General features: G+C 57.1%; 15 protein-coding genes. 7 read left to right on the forward strand and 8 right to left on the reverse strand.

Annotation, left to right across the window (positions count from 1 at the left end; genetic code table 11):
- Positions 1-13 precede the first annotated feature (13 nt).
- From RHM59_RS09880 to RHM59_RS09890, 3 genes are read right to left on the reverse strand one after another with little or no spacing between them, the layout of a single operon-like run.
- Positions 14-883, reverse strand: a complete 870-nt coding sequence (locus RHM59_RS09880; RefSeq protein WP_322165441.1) for a rhomboid family intramembrane serine protease — start codon at positions 881-883, stop codon at positions 14-16.
- Positions 880-1,851 carry a metallophosphoesterase gene (locus RHM59_RS09885; protein WP_322286491.1) on the reverse strand — a complete coding sequence of 324 codons (972 nt, stop codon included), beginning with the start codon at positions 1,849-1,851 and terminating at the stop codon, positions 880-882. Before RHM59_RS09885 ends, RHM59_RS09880 begins: the two co-directional genes overlap by 4 nt.
- A complete protein-coding gene (locus tag RHM59_RS09890; RefSeq protein ID WP_322165443.1) occupies positions 1,851-2,741 on the reverse strand; it encodes an NAD(+) kinase in 891 nt (296 codons plus the stop codon). Before RHM59_RS09890 ends, RHM59_RS09885 begins: the two co-directional genes overlap by 1 nt.
- Before the next feature lie 172 nt (positions 2,742-2,913).
- Here RHM59_RS09890 and RHM59_RS09895 point away from each other — a divergent pair, with 172 nt between their 5' ends.
- On the forward strand, positions 2,914-3,894 hold the full coding sequence (locus tag RHM59_RS09895) for a DUF1853 family protein (protein ID WP_322286492.1): 981 nt from the start codon (positions 2,914-2,916) through the stop codon (positions 3,892-3,894).
- A 54-nt stretch (positions 3,895-3,948) separates the two neighbouring features.
- Here RHM59_RS09895 and RHM59_RS09900 read toward each other — a convergent pair whose 3' ends face one another.
- Both RHM59_RS09900 and RHM59_RS09905 read right to left on the reverse strand, forming a co-directional pair.
- Positions 3,949-5,166 (reverse strand): MFS transporter, encoded by a 1,218-nt coding sequence (locus tag RHM59_RS09900; protein WP_322165445.1) that lies wholly within the window; start codon positions 5,164-5,166, stop codon positions 3,949-3,951.
- Between the two features lie 86 nt (positions 5,167-5,252).
- Positions 5,253-6,599 (reverse strand): MFS transporter, encoded by a 1,347-nt coding sequence (locus tag RHM59_RS09905; RefSeq protein ID WP_322286493.1) that lies wholly within the window; start codon positions 6,597-6,599, stop codon positions 5,253-5,255.
- A gap of 251 nt (positions 6,600-6,850) precedes the next feature.
- On the opposite strand from RHM59_RS09905, the gene RHM59_RS09910 reads away from it, so the two are divergent.
- Together RHM59_RS09910 and RHM59_RS09915 are read left to right on the forward strand one after the other, a co-directional pair.
- Positions 6,851-10,387, forward strand: coding sequence for a toxin VasX (locus RHM59_RS09910; protein ID WP_322286494.1), 3,537 nt, complete (start codon positions 6,851-6,853; stop codon positions 10,385-10,387).
- A gap of 1 nt (position 10,388) precedes the next feature.
- The gene (locus RHM59_RS09915; RefSeq protein ID WP_322286495.1) at positions 10,389-11,516 is read left to right on the forward strand and encodes a hypothetical protein; all 1,128 of its coding nucleotides are present in this window, start codon (positions 10,389-10,391) and stop codon (positions 11,514-11,516) included.
- 39 nt (positions 11,517-11,555) lie between these two features.
- On the opposite strand, the gene tssI is transcribed toward RHM59_RS09915, so the two are convergent.
- Complete coding sequence (gene tssI, locus RHM59_RS09920) at positions 11,556-13,622, reverse strand: type VI secretion system tip protein TssI/VgrG (RefSeq protein ID WP_322286496.1); 2,067 nt, start codon at positions 13,620-13,622, stop codon at positions 11,556-11,558.
- A 196-nt stretch (positions 13,623-13,818) separates the two neighbouring features.
- On the opposite strand from tssI, the gene RHM59_RS09925 reads away from it, so the two are divergent.
- Positions 13,819-14,283 carry a GNAT family N-acetyltransferase gene (locus RHM59_RS09925; RefSeq protein WP_322286497.1) on the forward strand — a complete coding sequence of 155 codons (465 nt, stop codon included), beginning with the start codon at positions 13,819-13,821 and terminating at the stop codon, positions 14,281-14,283.
- A 68-nt stretch (positions 14,284-14,351) separates the two neighbouring features.
- Here the strand turns inward: RHM59_RS09925 and RHM59_RS09930 are convergent, their stop codons facing one another.
- The gene (locus RHM59_RS09930; RefSeq protein ID WP_322286498.1) at positions 14,352-15,353 is read right to left on the reverse strand and encodes an alpha/beta hydrolase; all 1,002 of its coding nucleotides are present in this window, start codon (positions 15,351-15,353) and stop codon (positions 14,352-14,354) included.
- Between the two features lie 187 nt (positions 15,354-15,540).
- Here RHM59_RS09930 and RHM59_RS09935 point away from each other — a divergent pair, with 187 nt between their 5' ends.
- The 3 genes from RHM59_RS09935 (at position 15,541) to tsaA (ending at position 17,521) form a co-directional block, all read left to right on the forward strand.
- A complete protein-coding gene (locus RHM59_RS09935) occupies positions 15,541-16,251 on the forward strand; it encodes an rRNA pseudouridine synthase (RefSeq protein ID WP_322168116.1) in 711 nt (236 codons plus the stop codon).
- Positions 16,252-16,328: 77 nt separating this feature from the next.
- On the forward strand, positions 16,329-16,793 hold the full coding sequence (locus RHM59_RS09940; protein WP_322168115.1) for a DUF1456 family protein: 465 nt from the start codon (positions 16,329-16,331) through the stop codon (positions 16,791-16,793).
- 26 nt (positions 16,794-16,819) lie between these two features.
- Positions 16,820-17,521 carry a tRNA (N6-threonylcarbamoyladenosine(37)-N6)-methyltransferase TrmO gene (gene tsaA / locus RHM59_RS09945; protein ID WP_322286499.1) on the forward strand — a complete coding sequence of 234 codons (702 nt, stop codon included), beginning with the start codon at positions 16,820-16,822 and terminating at the stop codon, positions 17,519-17,521.
- Between the two features lie 95 nt (positions 17,522-17,616).
- On the opposite strand, the gene fpr is transcribed toward tsaA, so the two are convergent.
- Positions 17,617-18,396 (reverse strand): ferredoxin-NADP reductase, encoded by a 780-nt coding sequence (gene fpr, locus RHM59_RS09950; protein ID WP_322168113.1) that lies wholly within the window; start codon positions 18,394-18,396, stop codon positions 17,617-17,619.
- Positions 18,397-18,489: the final 93 nt, after the last annotated feature.

Genomic DNA, 18,489 nt, shown 5'->3' on the forward strand with positions numbered 1-18,489 from the left:
TATGTGCGCGATTTTAACGGTTACGACGGGCTAACGCACCGCCCAAAAGACCTGTAAGACAACCAATGATCAGTCCACCCACATGGGCGCCGTTGGCAATGGCACCAAAGCCCAGCATGCTGATCAGGCCCGAAATGCACAGCACCAGCCACACCAGCATCATCACCAGCACGCCGCGTGGCAGCCGATAAATCGGGTTCGGCGCCAGCATCTGGTAGATCCAGCAATGACCGAGCAACGCGTAAAGAACTCCCGACAGGCCACCAAACAAGGTCGGCCCGCTGTACCAATATTGCGCGTAATTGGACACGGCGCTGAACACCAGGGTCAGGCCAAGCAAGTGCCAACTGCCCTGACGCAATTCAATCCTGCGCCCCAGCTCCCAAAACCACATGCCGTTCATGGCCAAGTGCAGGACGCCGAAATGCACCAGCATCGGCGTCACGATGCGCCACCACTGTCCGGCAGCGAGGCTGCTGGACAACGGTGTGTACTGGATGTAATCGCCATGCACGCTGAAATCGAGAAACGTCAGCCAACTGAGGCTTTCAAGGTTTTCACCAAAGAGGGTAACGCCCGCAACAATCAAACTCAGCAGTAACACCAGGGTCGTGACCGGACTGTTACGCAATTGCTGAACGATGCCAGGCCTAGCGGGGGTCGTACGGTGTTCCGCAGCCGGCAGCTCAAAAGACGGATCGCCTTCGGGAAAGCGCTGATACAGCGAGCGAATGTCGTCAGCCAATTGCGGGTCAAGCACCCACAGCACTTGCTCGCTGCCGTCTTCACTGACGCGATGGGGCACGCGCAAGCGCTGCAACAGACTGACGAAACCACTCAAATCGGTGGCCAATGGCAGACGAAATACGGCAACAGCACTCATTGCGAAGCCTCGGGACGTTCGACGTCGACCCAGACAAATTTATGCGGGTTGATCTGGGTTTCCTGGTCCAGCCGATAGGCGACCAGTTTGCCGTAAAGCACCGCGCTGTAATCCAGACAGGCCAGGTTAGGCCGTATGGGCGCGGGATGACCGCTGCGCCAATAGTGGCCGACGAACAACATGGGTTCGCCGCTGCCATAACGCAACAAGGCGCTTTTTTCGGTGGAGGTTAACGGCGTCTTCGCCACCAGCTCAGGCAACGCATCGGGTTGAAACACCACGTCGCCGTAGGTTTGCGGGTCGTCTTCCCAGAACTTTGTGCGGAAGAAGGCGCGGGTCAGACCATCGCCACCCGTCAGCGTCAAGCCGTGGGGCAGGCGCATGTCGGTGCCCCGTAACAAACGATCAAAGACGTTGGCGGCGAAACTGCCCGCCTCTGCAGACGCCTGGACGAAGGCCTCGTCGATACAACCATTGCTGTGCAGCGCCCGCAGTGGCTCGATCAAATCTGCGTCCCAACAGGCGTGAACCATGCGGAAACGCCCGGCATCAATGAACAGCGGCAGCTCGTAGAACCAAGCGAGAAAGTCATGCCAGTCCGCGGGGTGTTGCTCGAACTGAGTCAGGGTTTCACCCAGTAGCCGAGCGTGACGCGGGGTGTGTTCGCGGACGAATTGCTTGTCGGTGCCCGGCAGGGCCGGCGTGCTCCAACCCAACGCGTTGAATTCGTGGTTACCCATGATGCAGCGCGCCTGGCCGGCCTCGACCATGCCGTGGACAATGTGCAGCGCTTCGCGAATTCGCGGGCCACGATCAATGATGTCGCCCAGAAACAGAGCGATACGTTCAGGGTGGCGCCACACGCCCGCCTGAAAACGGTAACCGAGGGTGTCGAGCAAGTGCTCAAGCGTGTGAGCACAGCCGTGCACGTCTCCGATCAGGTCATAACCACGCGCGGGATCGAGCATCAGTCGCCTCCACCACCGAGCCGGCTGCCCCAGCCGAGCTTGGTGCGGCAAACTTCGTAATAGTTGTGATCGAGGGGATGGATCAGCCGCAGCTTTTGCGGTTTTTTGCTGACGGTGATGGTGTCACCGGGCGCGCAGCTGAAGTGGTTCTGACCGTCACAAGAGACCTGTGGATAAATCTGCATGTTTTTCGACACGACGATTTTCAGCTCGCTGTTGCCATCCACCACAATCGGCCTGCCCGACAAGGTGTGGGGGTACATCGGCACGATGACAATGGCGTCGAGCTTGGGGTGCATGATCGGGCCGCCCGCCGACAACGCGTAGGCGGTCGAACCGGTGGGCGTGGCGACGATCAAGCCGTCGGCCTTTTGGCTGCAGACGAATTGACCGTCGATGTAGATCTCGAATTCGATCATGCGCGTCGATTTGCCGGGGTGCAGCACCACATCGTTCAGCGCGTCGCCCTGCCCGATGGCTTCACCATGGCGCCGGACTTCGGCTTGTAGCAGGAAGCGGTTCTCCACCAAATAGTGGCCGTCGAGCACTTCGGCGACTTTCACTTCCAGTTCGTCGGGACGAATGTCGGTGAGAAACCCCAGGCTGCCGCGGTTGATCCCCAGCACCGGCACATTGTGCCGCGCCAACGCCCGCGCGGCGCCCAGCAGGCTGCCGTCACCGCCGACGACTATCACCATGTCGCAGACTTCCCCGAGCATTTTGCGCGTCGAGGTTTGCAATCCATGGCCCGGCAGGACTTCGGCAATGGTGTCCTCAAGGATCACATGCATGTGCCGCTCAAGCAGAAACGCCTTCAGGCGGCGCACGGTATCGAGCACCTGCGAACTGCCTAGGCGACCGATGATGCCGATATTGCGAAATTGCTCCATGGGGCTCCTGCGAAATTCGATGCGACTCAAAGAGAGCGATTATGGGTGAAAGGCCTGCCCAGCGGCAAACCAACACCGAGTATTTCGTGAAGAACCTCTGGAGGAGCCAACGTGTTGGCTACTTCAGATCACCAGACGCGCCAGCCAGGGCAACACCAGCTATTCTCGGACCATGACTTTGTTCCCCAGCTTACTCGACCTCCCCCGCCAACTGCGCCATCCCGAAGTGCGCGATCTGGCGTGGGTGATCCTCGCGCCGCCGATGCTCAGCCAGACGCCATGGCCGCAACGCCATCCGTTGACCGGCAGTGATTGGGTGCAGGCCCCGCAACGCCTCGCCGATTGGCTATTGCGCCTTGATCAGGACAGCGGCGCCCTCAATCATTGGCTGGCGTTGGGCGCGACCCGCCGTTTGGGCCTGTATTACGAACGACTTTGGCAGTTTGCCGTGCATCAAGCCCCCGGCGTTGAACTGATCACGGCCAACCTGCCGATCCGTGTGGCCGGGCATACGCTGGGCGAGCTGGACATGTTGCTGCGTGACGCTGACGGTGTGCATCACGTGGAATTGGCGATCAAACTCTATCTGGGGCCGCAAGCAGGCAATGGCAAGGACCCGGCGCAATGGCTGGGGCCGGGTTGCCACGACCGGCTGGACCGTAAACTGGCCCATTTGAGCGAGCATCAATTGCCGATCTCGGCGCGACCGGAGAGTCGCGAGGTGTTAGCCGCATTGGGCATCACGCTCCTTAGCGCAGAACTGTGGCTCGGAGGGTACCTACTCTATCCATGGCCCGGCCATGCGCAACCGCCGTTTGGGGTGCACGGTCAGCATTTGAACGGCCGATGGCTGCATCAGCGGGATTGGCCGGCGTTTATTGCGCAAAGCCCGGTTGGCCGCTGGCAACCGCTGCCGCGTCATGCCTGGCTGGCACCCGCGCACTACCGCGAAGAACAGACGTGGCACAACGATCAACTGAGCGATTGGCTCAGCCAACTCGACCCACTGGCCCCGGCGCAACTACTGGTGAGGTTGAGCGAAAATCAAGCTGGCGAGTGGGAAGAGGCCGAGCGGCTGTTCCTGGTCTCGGATCAATGGCCGAACCTTGGGGATACGACCAACACCATCAGTTCAGCGGCGTTGGCGCGTTAACCGCAAATACATCCCGCAAGGAGCCAATGTGTTGGCTCCTGCAGATTTAGCGATCTACACCTGTTTGGTATTGGGCAACAACGCGGTAAATATTCCCAGCAGCGGCAGGAACGAGCACAGCGTGTAGACGTAGATAATGCCTTTTATGTCCGCCAGATAACCCAATAATGCCGCGCCGATCCCGCCGAAGCCGAACATCAACCCAAAGAACACCCCGGCAATCATGCCAACGTTACCCGGCACCAGTTCCTGCGCGAACACGACAATGGCAGAGAACGCCGACGCCAGGATAAAGCCAATGATCACGCTCAACACGGTGGTCCAAAACTGGTCCGCGTAAGGCAGCATCAAGGTGAAGGGCGCCACGCCGAGGATCGAAAACCAGATCACTGTTTTACGGCCTACTTTGTCGCCAATCGGGCCGCCAAAGAACGTACCGGCTGCCACCGCGCCAAGGAACAGAAACAAATGCAGCTGCGAAGTGGCCACCGACATATCGAATTTCTGGATCAGGTAGAAGGTGTAATAACTGGTGAAGCTGGCCATGTAGAAATACTTGGAGAACACCAGAAACCCGAGTACCGCCAGCGCCGCAATCACTCGATTTTTCGACAGACCATGGGTTGCTTTCTGCCCGGCTTTTAGCTTGAACAAGTTCAAGTGCGCCTTGTACCAACGGCTGATGGCGTACAGCAAACCGATGGCGAACACCGCGATCAGCCCGAACCAGGCGATATGGCCCTGACCAAACGGAATAATGATTGCCGCTGCCAGTAACGGCCCGAACGCCGAGCCGGTGTTACCGCCCACTTGAAAGGTCGACTGCGCCAGACCGAAACGCCCACCCGAGGCCAGACGAGCAATGCGCGACGCCTCTGGGTGGAAAGTCGAAGAGCCGATGCCAATCAGCGCCGATGCCAACAGGATCAGCGGAAAGCTGCCGACCATCGATAGCATCAAAATACCCAGCAATGTGCAGAGAGAGCCTGCGGGTAACAGCAGCGGGTTCGGATGGCGATCCGTGTAATAACCAACCCAAGGCTGCAACAGCGAAGCCGTGACTTGAAACGTCAGCGTAATCAAACCGACCTGGGTGAAAGTCAGGCCGTAATTGGCCTTGAGCATCGGGTAGATCGACGGCAGTACTGACTGAATCAAGTCGTTGATCAAGTGCGCCAACGCCACCGCACCAATGATGCGCATGACCAATGGGCTGCTTTGCGTTGAAGCCGCCGGGGGTATCGCGCTCGACTGAGCGTTTGTGAGAGCCATGGAGTTCATCCGTCTAAATGGACATGCGCGTTGCAAACCTTTGCAAGGTTCGGACATCAGCGCCTGGGGCGCCAATGTGCCACTTTTTAGCGCGTTAATGCCATTTTTTGTTGCAGACCTTGACCGTCTTCACCTTCTGGGCCGTGCAAGGATATTGTCGACGTTTCCGGCAACGCCATGCCGCCGATCAATGCCAGCACGCTAACCGCCATCAGGTAAAACGCTGGAGAGAGGTTGCTGTCAGTCGAGGTAATTAACCATGTAGCCATTAACGGCGCGGTGCCGCCGAAGATCGTGTAGGCCATGTTGTAGGTGATCGCCGAGGCGGTGTAACGGGTACGGGTAGGAAACGTCTCTGACAGCAGGGCTGCTGTGACCACACCACACAACACCGCGCCGACGGCCAGCAGCATCACGCCGACAATCGAGGCGATGAACGATCCCGAACTGGCCATCAAAAACGCGGGATAGACCACCACCAGCAACAGCACGCCCGCACTGGCCATGGTTGCGCGACGCCCTACCCGGTCGGAAAACGCACCCGCCAATGGACAAATGGCTGCCGCAAAAATCAAGGCAATCACCGACACCAACAACGCCGAAGCACGGCTGAGCCCGCCCGCGACTTGCAGGTAAGTGGCGAAGTAGGTGGTGAACATATAGAACGACAACGCCGTCAGCGAAACGAACGCCCCTAGGCAACAGATAGCAGCGCCGTGGGTTTTCAGGGTTTCGCGCAAGGGCGAGTGCGCCACCGCGTGTTCTTCGGCGACGGCTTTGAACGCCGGGGTTTCATCCAGTTTCCAGCGCAAGTACAAACCCACCAGGCCCAACGGCGCGGCAATGAGGAACGGCAAGCGCCAGCCCCAACTGCTCATGGCCTCCAACGACAACGAAGACTCCAGCGCGTAGGCCACCACCGCCGCACTGGCGAAGGCAGAAAAGGTCGACACCGGAACGAAGCTGCCATACCAAGCCCGCTCGGTGCGCGGCGCGTGCTCCATCAAATAGGCGCAAGCCCCGGCGTATTCGCCACCGGCAGAAAAACCCTGAACACAGCGAATAGTGGTTAAAAGCACCGGCGCCAAAACGCCGATGGCGGCGTAACTTGGCAGTACGCCAATCAAGGTCGTGGCGCCGGCCATCAACAAGATGGTCAAGGCCAAGGTTTTCTTGCGACCCACTCGGTCACCGAGCATGCCGAAAAAGATGCCGCCCAATGGCCGAAACGCAAAAGCCACGGCAAACACCGCGAAGGTTTTCAACAGCGCTGCGCTGGGGTCGCCACTGGGGAAAAACTGCTGGGCAATGGTCGTTGCCAAAAAGCCATACACGGCGAAATCGAACCATTCGACAAAGTTGCCAATGGCCGCCGCACAGATCACACGTCTCAAGGTGGCAGGGTCTACCCGCGTCATTGCTTGGGTTGTCATGCTGGCCTCGGCGCGCTCGTTAGGAAGGTATCGATTATCGGGATCATGTTGGGAGGGGCTGATCTGAAACTGCCCTCCACATGTCAAACACCGACCCGATGCAGGTCAATGGCCGCAGGATTCGTGCCATCGGTGGCCGGAGAGGAAGTGCCGACACTAGGTGTAGGCCTTTTCCCAAACGCTGTTCGGGGGATTGAGGCGACATTGCATATCCATCAGGCTGCGCGCTTTCAAACTGCAAGGAACGCGCAATGACCGACTTCATGACCCCACGCGGTCACATGGCCAATCTGGTTGCCCTGTCCAAAAGCGCCACCCCTTTCGGCGAAATCGGCGTGTGTCCGCTGACGAAAACCACTATCCAACTGCTGCCGATGCGTTACGGCTTGGTCGAACCGGGCCTTGATCCCCGCGCTGATATGGCAATGCCATACACGCTGCAAAGCCGACCCTTGGGTTTGCGGATGCTGCGCGGTGGCTTTTTGTACGTAATCGACAGCGCCACTGGCCTGTTGAGCGAATACACCGTCAAAGACGGCTCCCTGGAGTATTGGCTGTTTACCGGTAAAGACATCAAGGAACATCGCACGCCGCTGGGTGACCCACCGGAAATGATTTTCTCCCGGCGCAGCGTGCTGCATGTGGCTTATGCGGAAACACAATGGGCGGTCGCCAAATGCCGGCAAGTGCTGGACAACGCCAGTGAGCGCGAGCACTTCATGCAGCGCGTCGACCTGACCCAGGCCAACAGCGAAAACATCGTCGCACCCCTGATCCATCAGCGGCACGTAAAAAAATGGCTGGCGGAGGTGGTGCGCGATCACCCGATGCCGCAGGACGGAATAACCCCTGACGAAAACCTCCCCTATCAGTGGGAACACCCGCCACTGTTTCGCCAGACCATTATTGAAGAGCTGACCAGTCAGGTTAACAACGCACAGAAGATGGACTACCTGTTCCTCGCCGTCCGCGATGATCTAGGCGTCATGCGGGATTTGGCGAACTATCAGGACAAGGTGGTGGGCTGGATCGGTGACTGGGCCAGCAGCGGTGAGCAGGCCGGCAATACCGAGCGCGATTATTTGCTGGCTTGCTATATCGAGTCACTGAGTCAGATCAGTGTGGCGAATTTGACTGCAATGGCGTTGGACAGTCCTGATCCTGCGGTTAAGGCGTTGATGCACGATCTGGAGAAATTGCCCGAGCCTCAGCGCGGGCAGACGGGAGAGGCGCTGGTGGATGCCTTGAATCTGGATCCGGTCGCCAATCCAGCGCCTGGCGCCGGGGAGGCTGATCTACCCGCCGAACTGAAAGCATTATTAGAGAATATCCGGCTCGGCCCTAACCGGGCGAACAGCTTCGACATGAGCAGAGCACTAAAAAAAGCGGCTGACTCGTATTTTTTCAAACAAAAACTGGCCGCTGCCGATCCCGGATTGATCAACACTCACTGGGAAACGTTGATCACGCTGCATCTCGAACAGGATAAACGCTTAAAAAATCTTCTATACGGTGCAGGCTTCGGTCGGCGCGGAATCAACGACCTGATTGACCGCCCGCGCATGGACGCTTTTCTCGAAGAGCAACGTCCCAAGCTGGCGCATTGGAATGCCCTGCTGGAGCGCATCACCGAGGACCGGCTGGAGATGCTGGTTCAAGGCCGGTTTCATCGTGCGGCCTGGTATTTCGATGCCCGCGACCCGGAGCAGATCGACCAGGCATTTATCGCCCAATACGCCTGCCTCAAAGACATCGGGCGCAGTGACACCGCCTTGGAGAAAGTCCTGGAATGGCTCGACGACGCTCCGCATCAGAGCCGTCCGCTGTTTTATACCTTGCCACTGAGCGTTCAAACCGAACTGGGCACCCAATTCGCGGTGTTTGCCAACGCCGGCTGGAACTTGCTCAAAAACGCGCCGGAATGGTCCGAGAAACTTAAGACCCTGTTTGACGGCCATCTTCCGGACGTGGACACCCTGCCCCACACCACGCAAATCTACGCCACCGCCGCCTGGGGAACCCTCGCCCCTGCCATGCAATGGGGCGTGCAAAGCGCGTTACACGCGTTCATGCAGGCCTTGGACAAAGGCCAGATGCCGGACACCGAAGCGCTGTTTCGTTACATGCCCAAGACCCTGGGCGTTTCGTTGCTCGATGCGGCGCGAAGGGAAAAGGTCAGTTTTCAAGTGGCTGACGCGGATGATTTGAGGGCGCTGAGTGAGACGGTCAAAGAGGTGCAGGAAGAACGCAAACATCTGCGTTATTTGAATAATGAAATACGCCGCTATAAAACCGAGAAACATCACTCAAATGCTCAGTACTTGCAGGCCAAACGGCCGCAAACTCAAGAGCGCCTGAACGTTTTGGAAGAACGGCTTGCTCGAATAATGAGCCCGATTTCAGCGTTGCCAGAGGGGGCGGTGCATGTGCAAACGGCGACGTCGGTCAGGCCTGGATTGGCGTTGGTGCTTCCAGACGAGCAACACATGCACGTGCGCTCGTTGCTGGACAACTACCGGCTAGGGCTGAAGGTTGCGCCTAAAGCAGGGTTGATTGGGGATGGGGTCGGGTTGTTGGTGTTTGTGGCGCAGTTGGTGAATTTGGTGCAGATAACTAAAGAACTATTCGCTCAATCGAGTCAGCAAAGAGATCAAAATCTGTTGTGGAGTCCGGTTTTTACAACCGTAGCTGCCGGATTTGGTGCTGCCCAAGGGATAGCCGACACCGCTCTCAGTGCTCAATCAACTCAACTGGGCAGATCGCTAAAAGCAGCAGAGCTGAAAGGCATACATGTGCAGATGGGAAAATTGCATATCGGTCTAGGTCTGGTTGCCTATACAGCGGGCGCAGTAACTTCGCTGATAAATCTAAACGCCTCACACAGTAACTGGCTAAATGCTGCTCGCGAAGGCAACGTTGGTGCTCAGGCAGGGGCCGCTCTAAGCATGTCGGGTAACAGCGCGTATTTTCTGAATAATGCTTATGGCCTGCAACACAGTGCTAACGCCTTAAAAGCCGTCCTGGCGGTTATCCGGCAGCCTGAAGCTCGTGCAGCGGCGTGGGCAATCGCCGGCCCTCGCTTGGCTACGGTGTTTTTCCGTACCAGCGTGGCCGGCATCTTATTCACTGCCCTGGAGCTATCGGGCACTTGGTTTTACAACCGTTATCAGCTTAGCCGCCATGATCGATGGCTGCACACGACACCATGGAGCCAAGACCCGGACAAACGTTTATCCCTGACAATCGATGAGTACCAAAAAAACCTACACGTTCAGGTCAAGGCCCCCAAAATCCGAGTGACGCCGAACCTAGCCGACAAGCTGGGCAACCTGACAGCGACCCGACTGATGCTGCACCTGCCTACCACCTCCAGCAACGATCTGATGAGGCCATTAGGCGGAAAACCGGCCAGAACCGTGCTCAGAATTGGCTGTTATGCAATAAGGATTCATCCTGCGAAACCTACCTCCGTGGAACGCTGGACCGTAGCGACAGAGGCCGTGGTGGAGACACTACGGATCAAACAAACATTCCCGCTGATACTGGAATTTGAAGCGCCTGCTTGTGAGCATCGCCCCATCGCTGGCGAACAAGACCACGTGGTAGTCGTCGTGGAACTCGGCGATTTACGCCCAGACGTTGAGATTCATGACCTCAATGTTTATTACTTGCGCGTATCGCTCAGTGGTTACAGCGGCGAGATTTCTGACAATAACCTCACCCCTAAGGGAGAAATATGTTCTTACTACCGGATTGAACCCCTACTTCTGCCGCAGGAGGAAGACTGATATGGCTAAGTCATCCTTCGGCGGTCCACCCCCTATTAACCGTGAACCCTATGCCGGGATGATCGAAACCTTTGCTAGTTCCCAGATTAGTTATTTGGCACCGACTCCATTGCCTACCGATAGACCAGCTAAGGACTATGGCGGTGCCGTAGGTGCGGTCAATGATAGTCATTTGGATTTCGGCATAGGTTTACCAGCAGTATTTGGCTGGCAAGTGACAGTAGGCTTTCCACTATTCTGGTACTTAATGTGCGTAGGGCTGTTGCCACTGTTGGTTGGACTGACGGTTCTAGCTATCGGCGGGAACCCGGAAGAAGCGGGCGAATTTATATTCAGCCTGATGCCGGCTGGCTCACAGTTTGGGGCCTGGGGCGGCGGAGCCGTTCTTGCAATACTCCTCATCACCACCTTCAACAACCTAGCCAAATACGAAACCCTCGTCCCCACCCGCTTCAACCGCCAACGCCGCGAAGTCTGCTTCGTCCCTGCCGGCCAAACCGAACCGATCTTCGTCCCGTGGGAATCCCTCTGCGCATGGGTCATACAATCCCAATCCGTGACCCAATACGGCGCGACGCTCCACTACGCCATGGGCATCGGCTTTTACCACCCGCCCGACGATCAGCAATACACCCTGGAATTTCAATGCGGCGGTTTTGAACTGGCGGTCTGTAATTGGGAAGCCATCCGCGCTTACATGGAATACGAGGTTCATACCCTCAAGGACATCCAGGACCCGCTAGACCTGCAAGGCCCGGACGACCCGCCCCATGAAGGTTTACACACCTTCTACAGCGCCCGCGAACGCATGCGTCGTCGGCGTAAAGCTGGGGAAGTCGGCTGGAGTTATCCGTTCTGGTGGTACCTGTATCACGTCATGACCTTGTGGACCCTGCCCAACTACCTGACCGAATGGGAAATCCGCCGGATCAAAAGCATAGGCCGCGCCGCCGTACCCGAGGCCATGCAAGCATGGTCCGCGCCGTTGCCGGAAAGTGAATGGGCCAAGCCCAGCGAGAAACTTCAGCGCATGAGTAAAAAACTCAAAGACCTGCGTGAAAAAGAGCCGCAGGTTTCATTGATTCAGCATTTTGTTGACGTGCAAGTCGCAGAAGCAAAGCGCGGCTAGGCGCTTGCTCCAAGGATAAGCGTCAGACGTTCATTTCAATCACCCGCTGGCTTTGACTTGAGCGCACAACGGAGACGTCAGTTCCCCTTCCATTATTTTGTCGATCTGACCTTGGGTAGCCATTAGAACGTTGCTGATCAATGGCTGAGTGTCGCCCGGCGCTAACGGCATCGCAGGCGTTCCCGGCAGCGGAACGCCGCCGAGCAAGATCGGTACGCTGGAAAAAATACCTGCGGGGTTGAGAACCAGGTGTTGACCGCCAGCGGCCAGCGATAAGATCAGGCCGGCATCGACAACCACGTGTTCACCGGCAGAGATATGCACCTCTTGTGCAGCGTCTACAACCAATGCTTGAGTAATGCGGGTATGACTGGAACCTGCGACCTGCAGGTGATCCCCCGCCGATAACTGCACCTTGCGGTCGCCGCTGACGGCTTGGTGGTGTTCAGCCTCCAGCACTGAAACGCTGTTGCCCTTGACCGTTTCCAAGCGCTGACCGCGCACCTCAAGGCGGCTGTCGTTCTGGATCAGTTGTTCCATGTCGCGCTGGGCGCGCAGGTAAACCAACTCGGCGCCGTTGCGGTCTTCGAAAGAAACTTCGTTGAAGCCCTGGCTTGCCTTGGAGCTGCGGCTGCGGAATACGCTTTTGGTTTTGTGGGTTGGCAGTTCGTACGGCACCGGATTCAGACTGTTCGGCAAACAGCCCATGACCATCGGCCGGTCTGCATCGCCTTCCAAATAGGAGATCAACACTTCCATGCCGACCCGAGGCAAGGTCACCGCGCCATGACTGTTGCCCGCCCAACTCGACGCCACCCGCACCCAGCAACTGCTGGTGTCGTCGTTGAGTTCGCGGCGGTCCCAGTGAAACTTGACCTTCACCCGACCGAATTTATCGCAGTGAATTTCTTCGCCTTCCGGGCCAGTGACCTTGGCGGTTTGGCTGCTGTGGATCAGTGGTTTGGGGTGGCGCAAGGCAGGGCGAAACTGGATGGTTTCTGGAATGGCGGTGAAGGTATTGCGATAACCCTGAACGATACGACCCGCTTCAACCTCCGACGAGGCGCCTGATTCCTCCAACACCTGCGGCTGTCGCCCTTCGTGCTTGATCGAAATCAGCACCCACGGACTGTTCCATTTCAACTGCGGGTGGTCTTCCAGCTGAATCACCGTCCCGCTGCGCAACACCGGGTGATCGCTGCTGCCGTCGGCCAGTTGGAAATCCGTGCGGTGCCGTTCCAGGTCTCGGTTGGATAATCGTCTGCCGTGATCGTCCTCCAGAAAGCGGCCGGGATAGACGTAATGCTCAAGCTTGGGATCGACATGCAGGGCCTCACCCCTTTGGACTTGGGCTGGGGTCGCCTGCGGACCTCTAACGCTTTCCAGCAAATAACCGGCTTTCTGGAAATCATAATCGCGATGCACCACGTGGCTGGTGCGTGCCGCCAAGCGCACGCCGAAGGACTGAATCGAATAGTCCTCGGGCACCATGCCGTTCAACGGTCTGAACGGCAGCACAACCCGCGCCGCGTGGGGAAACATTATTTCGTCATCGGCGAAAATCAACCGATGGCCGTCAGCCGAATGCTCGAAGCGATAAAACCAACCCTCTTCTTCGCACAGCCGATTGACGAAGTGCAGGTCGCTTTCGTCGTACTGAACGCAATAGTCACGGATCGGAGCGCGGGTCACGCCACTGTCGAATTGCACGTCTAAACCGTCAAACAGGCCGTGTTCTTTGAGCACTTCAAGAATGATCGCCGGCACGCTCATCTGCTGGAACGAGCGGCGGTGGCTGCTGTGTTCCAAGTACGCGAGAGAGGGTTTGAGCACCGCGACGTAGCGGGTCAGCCGGGCATTGGAATCGCTTTTGCGGATGGAATGAATCTGCCCGTGAATGCCTTCGCCGTCCGGGCCAAAACCAAGAAAAGCCGCCTTGTGCAGCAGGTCCGGCAGCTCAATACCAGACGACCGACTGACCAGTTCGACGGTGAAGGCGTACGGCGTGCTGACGGCTTCGGTGCCATCAAATGCGAGGACTTGAAAATGGCGGGGTTCAACACCTTTCACACTCAGCGTGAAGGTTGGGACGGCGGCCTGAGGCATTGGCAGATTCTCCACATCGAAAGATGACGAAAGTCTGCCCGGCACTTGATCTGTTAACAGCCAGCGAGGTCCTATATAGCTGTAGGGCGATTCTTGTAATTCGAGCACACTAGAAGAATCCACCCCCGCCTCAGCTATCGACTTCAGGCGCTGTCGAATCATTGATCGACGCGCTGGCCTCAGGAGAACAGGTTGTATGCGTAACCATTCCGTCATTCACACACCCAAGCAAAGCGACTACCCGGAACTTGCTCGTATTTGGGAAGACTCGGTAAGGGCGACCCACGATTTCTTACCTGACTCCTACATTCTGATGCTCAAGGGCCTGGTGCTCGATCAATACCTGGACGCTGTGGTGTTGATTTGCAGCAAAGACACTCAGCAACGCATTACCGGTTTCGCCGGGATCGCCGCAGGCAAGGTCGAGATGCTGTTCATCGACCCTGAACACCGAGGCCAGGGGTTGGGAAAGATGCTGTTGAACCACGCCATTGACCACTTCCATGCCGAGAGACTGGACGTGAACGTGCAAAACCATCAGGCGCGAGGTTTTTACCTCAAGCAAGGATTTGAAGTCATCGGACGGGAGGAATTTGACGGTATGGGCCAGCCTTATCCGTTACTGCACATGCGCTTGAAATCAGTTGGAGCGAATCTGTAGGACCGAATTTATTCGGGAAGCGTTATATCTGGCACACCGCCTCAAGCCATTCGCGAACAAGTTCGCTCCTACAAGCTGGGCATCAGGCCATCAAGCAACGCTTTGTTAAAGAGCGCAGGATCCTGGATTTGCGGTGAGTGGCCCAACTCGGCGAACTCCACCAGGGTTGCATGGGGTATGCGCTTGGCGACCGCCTTGCCCAAATCGGGATAGTTACCCAGCGTGCTGCGCAACGGTTCCGGCGCGAGGTCTTTGCCGATGGCGGTATTGTCTTTCTGGCCGATCAGCAGCAGGGTCGGCATTTGCAGTTTCTCGAACTCGTAGAACACCGGCTGATTAAAGATCATGACGTAGGTCATCGCAGATGCACGGGCAACCTCGTCACGGCCGCTGCCGGTGTACATGCCGGCTTGCATAGTGACCCAACGATCAAACTCGGGGCGCCACTGGTTGGCGTAGTAGGTCGCTTGTTGGTACTTACGAATGGTTTGCGCCGTGGTTTTAAGGTCACGGGCATACCACTGCTCAAACGTAATGGCCGGTACGCCTTTGGCTTTCCAATCTTCCAAACCTAGCGGGTCGACCAATACCAGTTGATCCACTTGTTTCGGGTAGGTCAGCGCAAAACGGGTGGCGAGCATGCCGCCCATGGAATGCCCGACGATTGTGGCGTGGTCGATACCCAGACTGTTAAGGAGTCCTCGGGTGTTCTGCGCCAGCTGTTTAAAGCTGTAGGTGTAATCCTCAGGCTTGCTTGAGCGGCAGAAGCCAATTTGATCGGGCACAACCACTCGGTAACCGGCCTCACTCAACGGCTTGATCGTCCCTTCCCAGGTCGCGCCACAGAAGTTTTTCCCGTGCAGCAAAACCACCGTCCTCCCATTGGGTTTGGCAGACGGCTTAATGTCCATGTAGCCCATTTGTATACGCTGACCCTGAGACTCGAACGCGTAATTTTTTGCGGCATAGGGATAATCAAACCCTTCTAGTTGAGGGCCGTAAGACGGCGCTTCGGCAGCGAAGAGCGGCAAACTGACACTCATCATGACGACGACAAACCATTTGCTCATAAGACCGGACTCCAGAAAAAAAACGCCAACCGTCTCAGACAACTTAACCGATGATGGGTCCTTGATGATTTTTCCCTAGTGAAATCACCGCAGGCTCCGCTATATCAAGGCATTTTCAATGTAGCCGCGATTAACCGGGCGAGCGCGGGTACAATAGCCGCCTATCCCCTTAGTACGGCTCTTTGTCATGACAGAACCCATTCGCCTTTCCAAACGCCTTGTCGAGCTGTTCGGCTGCTCCCGCCGGGAGGCTGAACTGTTTATTGAAGGCGGTTGGGTCACGGTTGATGGCGAAGTCATTGAAGAGCCCCAGTTCAAGGTTGACGCGCAGAAGATCGAACTGGACCCACAGGCCAAGGCTACCGCGCCCGAGCCGGTCACTATTCTGCTGCATCAACCGGCAAGCTTTGATGCTGAAAGCGCGCTGCAACTGATCAGCCCTGACACGTTGTCCGAAGAGCATCGCTACGGTAAGCGCCCGCTCAAAGGGCATTTCATGCGCCTTTCACCGATTTCCACCCTGCAAGCCAACTCCAGCGGCTTGATGGTGTTTAGTCAAGATTGGAAGGTATTACGCAAGCTGACCGACGATCGCAGCAAGATCGAACAAGAATACGTAGTCGAGATTTCCGGCGACATGGTCGCCCACGGGCTCAATCGCCTAACTCATGGATTGACCTACAAGGGCAAGGATCTGCCAGCAGTCAAAGCCAGCTGGCAGAACGAAAACCGACTGCGCTTTGCGATGAAGAACCCGCAGCCCGGTGTTATCGCTCAATTATGCGAAGCCGTTGGCCTGAAAGTCGTTGCCATTCGGCGTATCCGTATCGGCGGCGTCTCCATGGGCAAGCTGCCAGAAGGCCAGTGGCGTTACCTGTCCAGCAAGGAAAAGTTCTAGCCCTTCGCTGACCCACCTTTGAGCGGCGTTCGGATTTCCGTGCGCCCCTCACCCCCGTCTTATCAGGACCGAACACCATGATGAACAACGATGTACTGCGTAGCGTTCGCTATATGCTCGATATCAGCGATGGCAAAATCGTCGATATCGTCAAACTCGGCGGCTACGATGTCTCCAAAGCCGACGTGATCGCCTTCATGAAGAAGGACGAGGAAGAAGAAGGTTACCTGGATTGCAGCGATGAAATCATGGCGCACTTTCTGGATGGTCTGGTGGTTTTCAAGCGTGGCAAAGATGACAGCCGCCCACCGCAAAAAATCGAAGTGCCAGTGACCAACAACACAGTTTTGAAAAAGCTGCGGGTCGCGTTCGAGCTTAAAGAAGATGACATGCACGCGATCCTCAAAGCGTCCGAGTTCCCGGTCTCCAAGCCTGAGCTAAGCGCCCTGTTTCGCAAGTTCGGGCATAGCAACTACCGCACCTGTGGCGACCAGCTGCTGCGTAACTTCCTCAAGGGCCTGACCCTGCGCATTCGCGGCTAATCACTGCACAGAGGCCGATGGCGACCATGACTTACACCGTTTCGCCCATCGGCTTCATGCGCTCTTGCTTCAAAGAGAAGTTCGCCATCCCCCGCCAGCCTCAACTGGCACCTGCCGCACGCGGTGTACTGGAACTGATAGCGCCGTTCGATCATGCCGACGCCGTGCAAGGGCTCGAACAAGTCAGCCACGTCTGGCTGCTATTTTTGTTTCATCAAGCGCTGGAAGAAAAGCCTCGCCTGAAAGTCCGGCCGCCACGACTGGGTGGCAACCAATCCATGGGCGTCTTTGCCACGCGGGCAACCCATCGCCCCAACGGCATCGGCCAATCTGTGGTGAAGCTGGACAAGGTCGAGGCTGGGAGGCTGTGGGTCTCGGGCATCGACCTGTTGGACGGCACACCGGTAATCGACATCAAACCCTACGTGCCCTACGCCGATGTGATCGACGGTGCATCAAACCGCATCGCCAGTGAAGCGCCCGTCTTGATTGCGGTGGAATGGGCAGACAACGCACTGCTGCAAGCGCAGGAGCACGCCTTACGCTTAAGCGAGCCGTTGATAGAACTGATTGAGCAGTGCCTGGCGCAAGACCCGCGCCCGGCGTATCAGATCCCTACACCCGAGCGACGCTACGGCGCGCAACTGTGGGATGTGGATGTGCGCTGGCATTATCCGCAGGCGGGACTGATACGTGTGCTTGAAGTCGTACCCGCTGTAGCCCTGTAGGAGCCAACTTGTTGGCGAGGCGTCACCTGCGGCGAGTGAGGTAAACCGTCTCGCGAACACGTTCGCGCCTACAGAAATGCGTCGTCGGCAGCGATTTATTTCTCGACGAAGGCGCGTTCGATCAAATAATCACCCGGCTCCCGCATCCGCGGAGAGACTTTGAGACCGAAGCCGTTTAGCACTTCACTGGTCTCATCAAGCATGCTCGGGCTGCCACACAACATCGCACGGTCGTCCTGAGGATTGATCGGCGGCAGACCGATATCGCGGAACAACTTGCCGCTGCGCATCAAGTCCGTCAGCCGGCCTTCGTTCTCGAACGGCTCGCGGGTGACGGTTGGGTAATAGATCAGTTTTTCACGCAGCGCTTCACCGAAGAACTCGTTCTGTGGCAAATGCTCGGTGATGAACTCGCGGTAGGCGACTTCATTCACATAGCGCACGCCATGGCAAAGGATGACTTTCTCGAAACGCTCGTAGGTTTCCGGGTCTTGAATCACGCTCATGAAAGGCGCAAGGCCGGTGCCGGTGCTGAGCAAGTACAGGTGCTTGCCCGGCTTGAGGTCGTCAAGCACCAGCGTACCCGTAGGTTTTTTGCTGATGATGATCTCGTCGCCTTCCTTCAAGTGCTGCAACTGCGAGGTCAGTGGACCGTCCTGCACTTTGATGCTGAAGAATTCGAGATGCTCTTCCCAGTTCGGACTGGCGATAGAGTAAGCGCGCATGAGCGGGCGCCCGTTTGGCTGCTGTAGACCGATCATGACGAACTGACCGTTCTCGAAGCGCAGACCTGGATCACGGGTGCACTTGAAACTGAAGAGCGTATCGTTCCAGTGATGGACGCTGAGGACGCGCTCGTGGTTCATGTTGCTCATGTAAAGGTGGCTCCTGAAAGTTTCGCTTGCGCCAACGTTGAGCGCCATTGCGCGTCATTCTAGTAGCAAGCACAATATCTGTTAAACGAATTA

Source organism: Pseudomonas sp. MH10, assembly GCF_034353045.1.
Taxonomy (GTDB): Bacteria; Pseudomonadota; Gammaproteobacteria; order Pseudomonadales; family Pseudomonadaceae; genus Aquipseudomonas.

Excerpts from the sequence above, each read along its gene's own strand:
- RHM59_RS09880 (WP_322165441.1), bottom strand. The coding sequence starts at position 883 with ATGAGTGCTGTTGCCGTATTTCGTCTGCCATTGGCCACCGATTTGAGT.
- RHM59_RS09885 (WP_322286491.1), bottom strand. The coding sequence starts at position 1,851 with ATGCTCGATCCCGCGCGTGGTTATGACCTGATCGGAGACGTGCACGGC.
- RHM59_RS09890 (WP_322165443.1), bottom strand. The coding sequence starts at position 2,741 with ATGGAGCAATTTCGCAATATCGGCATCATCGGTCGCCTAGGCAGTTCG.
- RHM59_RS09895 (WP_322286492.1), top strand. The coding sequence starts at position 2,914 with ATGACTTTGTTCCCCAGCTTACTCGACCTCCCCCGCCAACTGCGCCAT.
- RHM59_RS09900 (WP_322165445.1), bottom strand. The coding sequence starts at position 5,166 with ATGGCTCTCACAAACGCTCAGTCGAGCGCGATACCCCCGGCGGCTTCA.
- RHM59_RS09905 (WP_322286493.1), bottom strand. The coding sequence starts at position 6,599 with ATGACAACCCAAGCAATGACGCGGGTAGACCCTGCCACCTTGAGACGT.
- RHM59_RS09910 (WP_322286494.1), top strand. The coding sequence starts at position 6,851 with ATGACCGACTTCATGACCCCACGCGGTCACATGGCCAATCTGGTTGCC.
- RHM59_RS09915 (WP_322286495.1), top strand. The coding sequence starts at position 10,389 with ATGGCTAAGTCATCCTTCGGCGGTCCACCCCCTATTAACCGTGAACCC.
- tssI (WP_322286496.1), bottom strand. The coding sequence starts at position 13,622 with ATGCCTCAGGCCGCCGTCCCAACCTTCACGCTGAGTGTGAAAGGTGTT.
- RHM59_RS09925 (WP_322286497.1), top strand. The coding sequence starts at position 13,819 with ATGCGTAACCATTCCGTCATTCACACACCCAAGCAAAGCGACTACCCG.
- RHM59_RS09930 (WP_322286498.1), bottom strand. The coding sequence starts at position 15,353 with ATGAGCAAATGGTTTGTCGTCGTCATGATGAGTGTCAGTTTGCCGCTC.
- RHM59_RS09935 (WP_322168116.1), top strand. The coding sequence starts at position 15,541 with ATGACAGAACCCATTCGCCTTTCCAAACGCCTTGTCGAGCTGTTCGGC.
- RHM59_RS09940 (WP_322168115.1), top strand. The coding sequence starts at position 16,329 with ATGATGAACAACGATGTACTGCGTAGCGTTCGCTATATGCTCGATATC.
- tsaA (WP_322286499.1), top strand. The coding sequence starts at position 16,820 with ATGACTTACACCGTTTCGCCCATCGGCTTCATGCGCTCTTGCTTCAAA.
- fpr (WP_322168113.1), bottom strand. The coding sequence starts at position 18,396 with ATGAGCAACATGAACCACGAGCGCGTCCTCAGCGTCCATCACTGGAAC.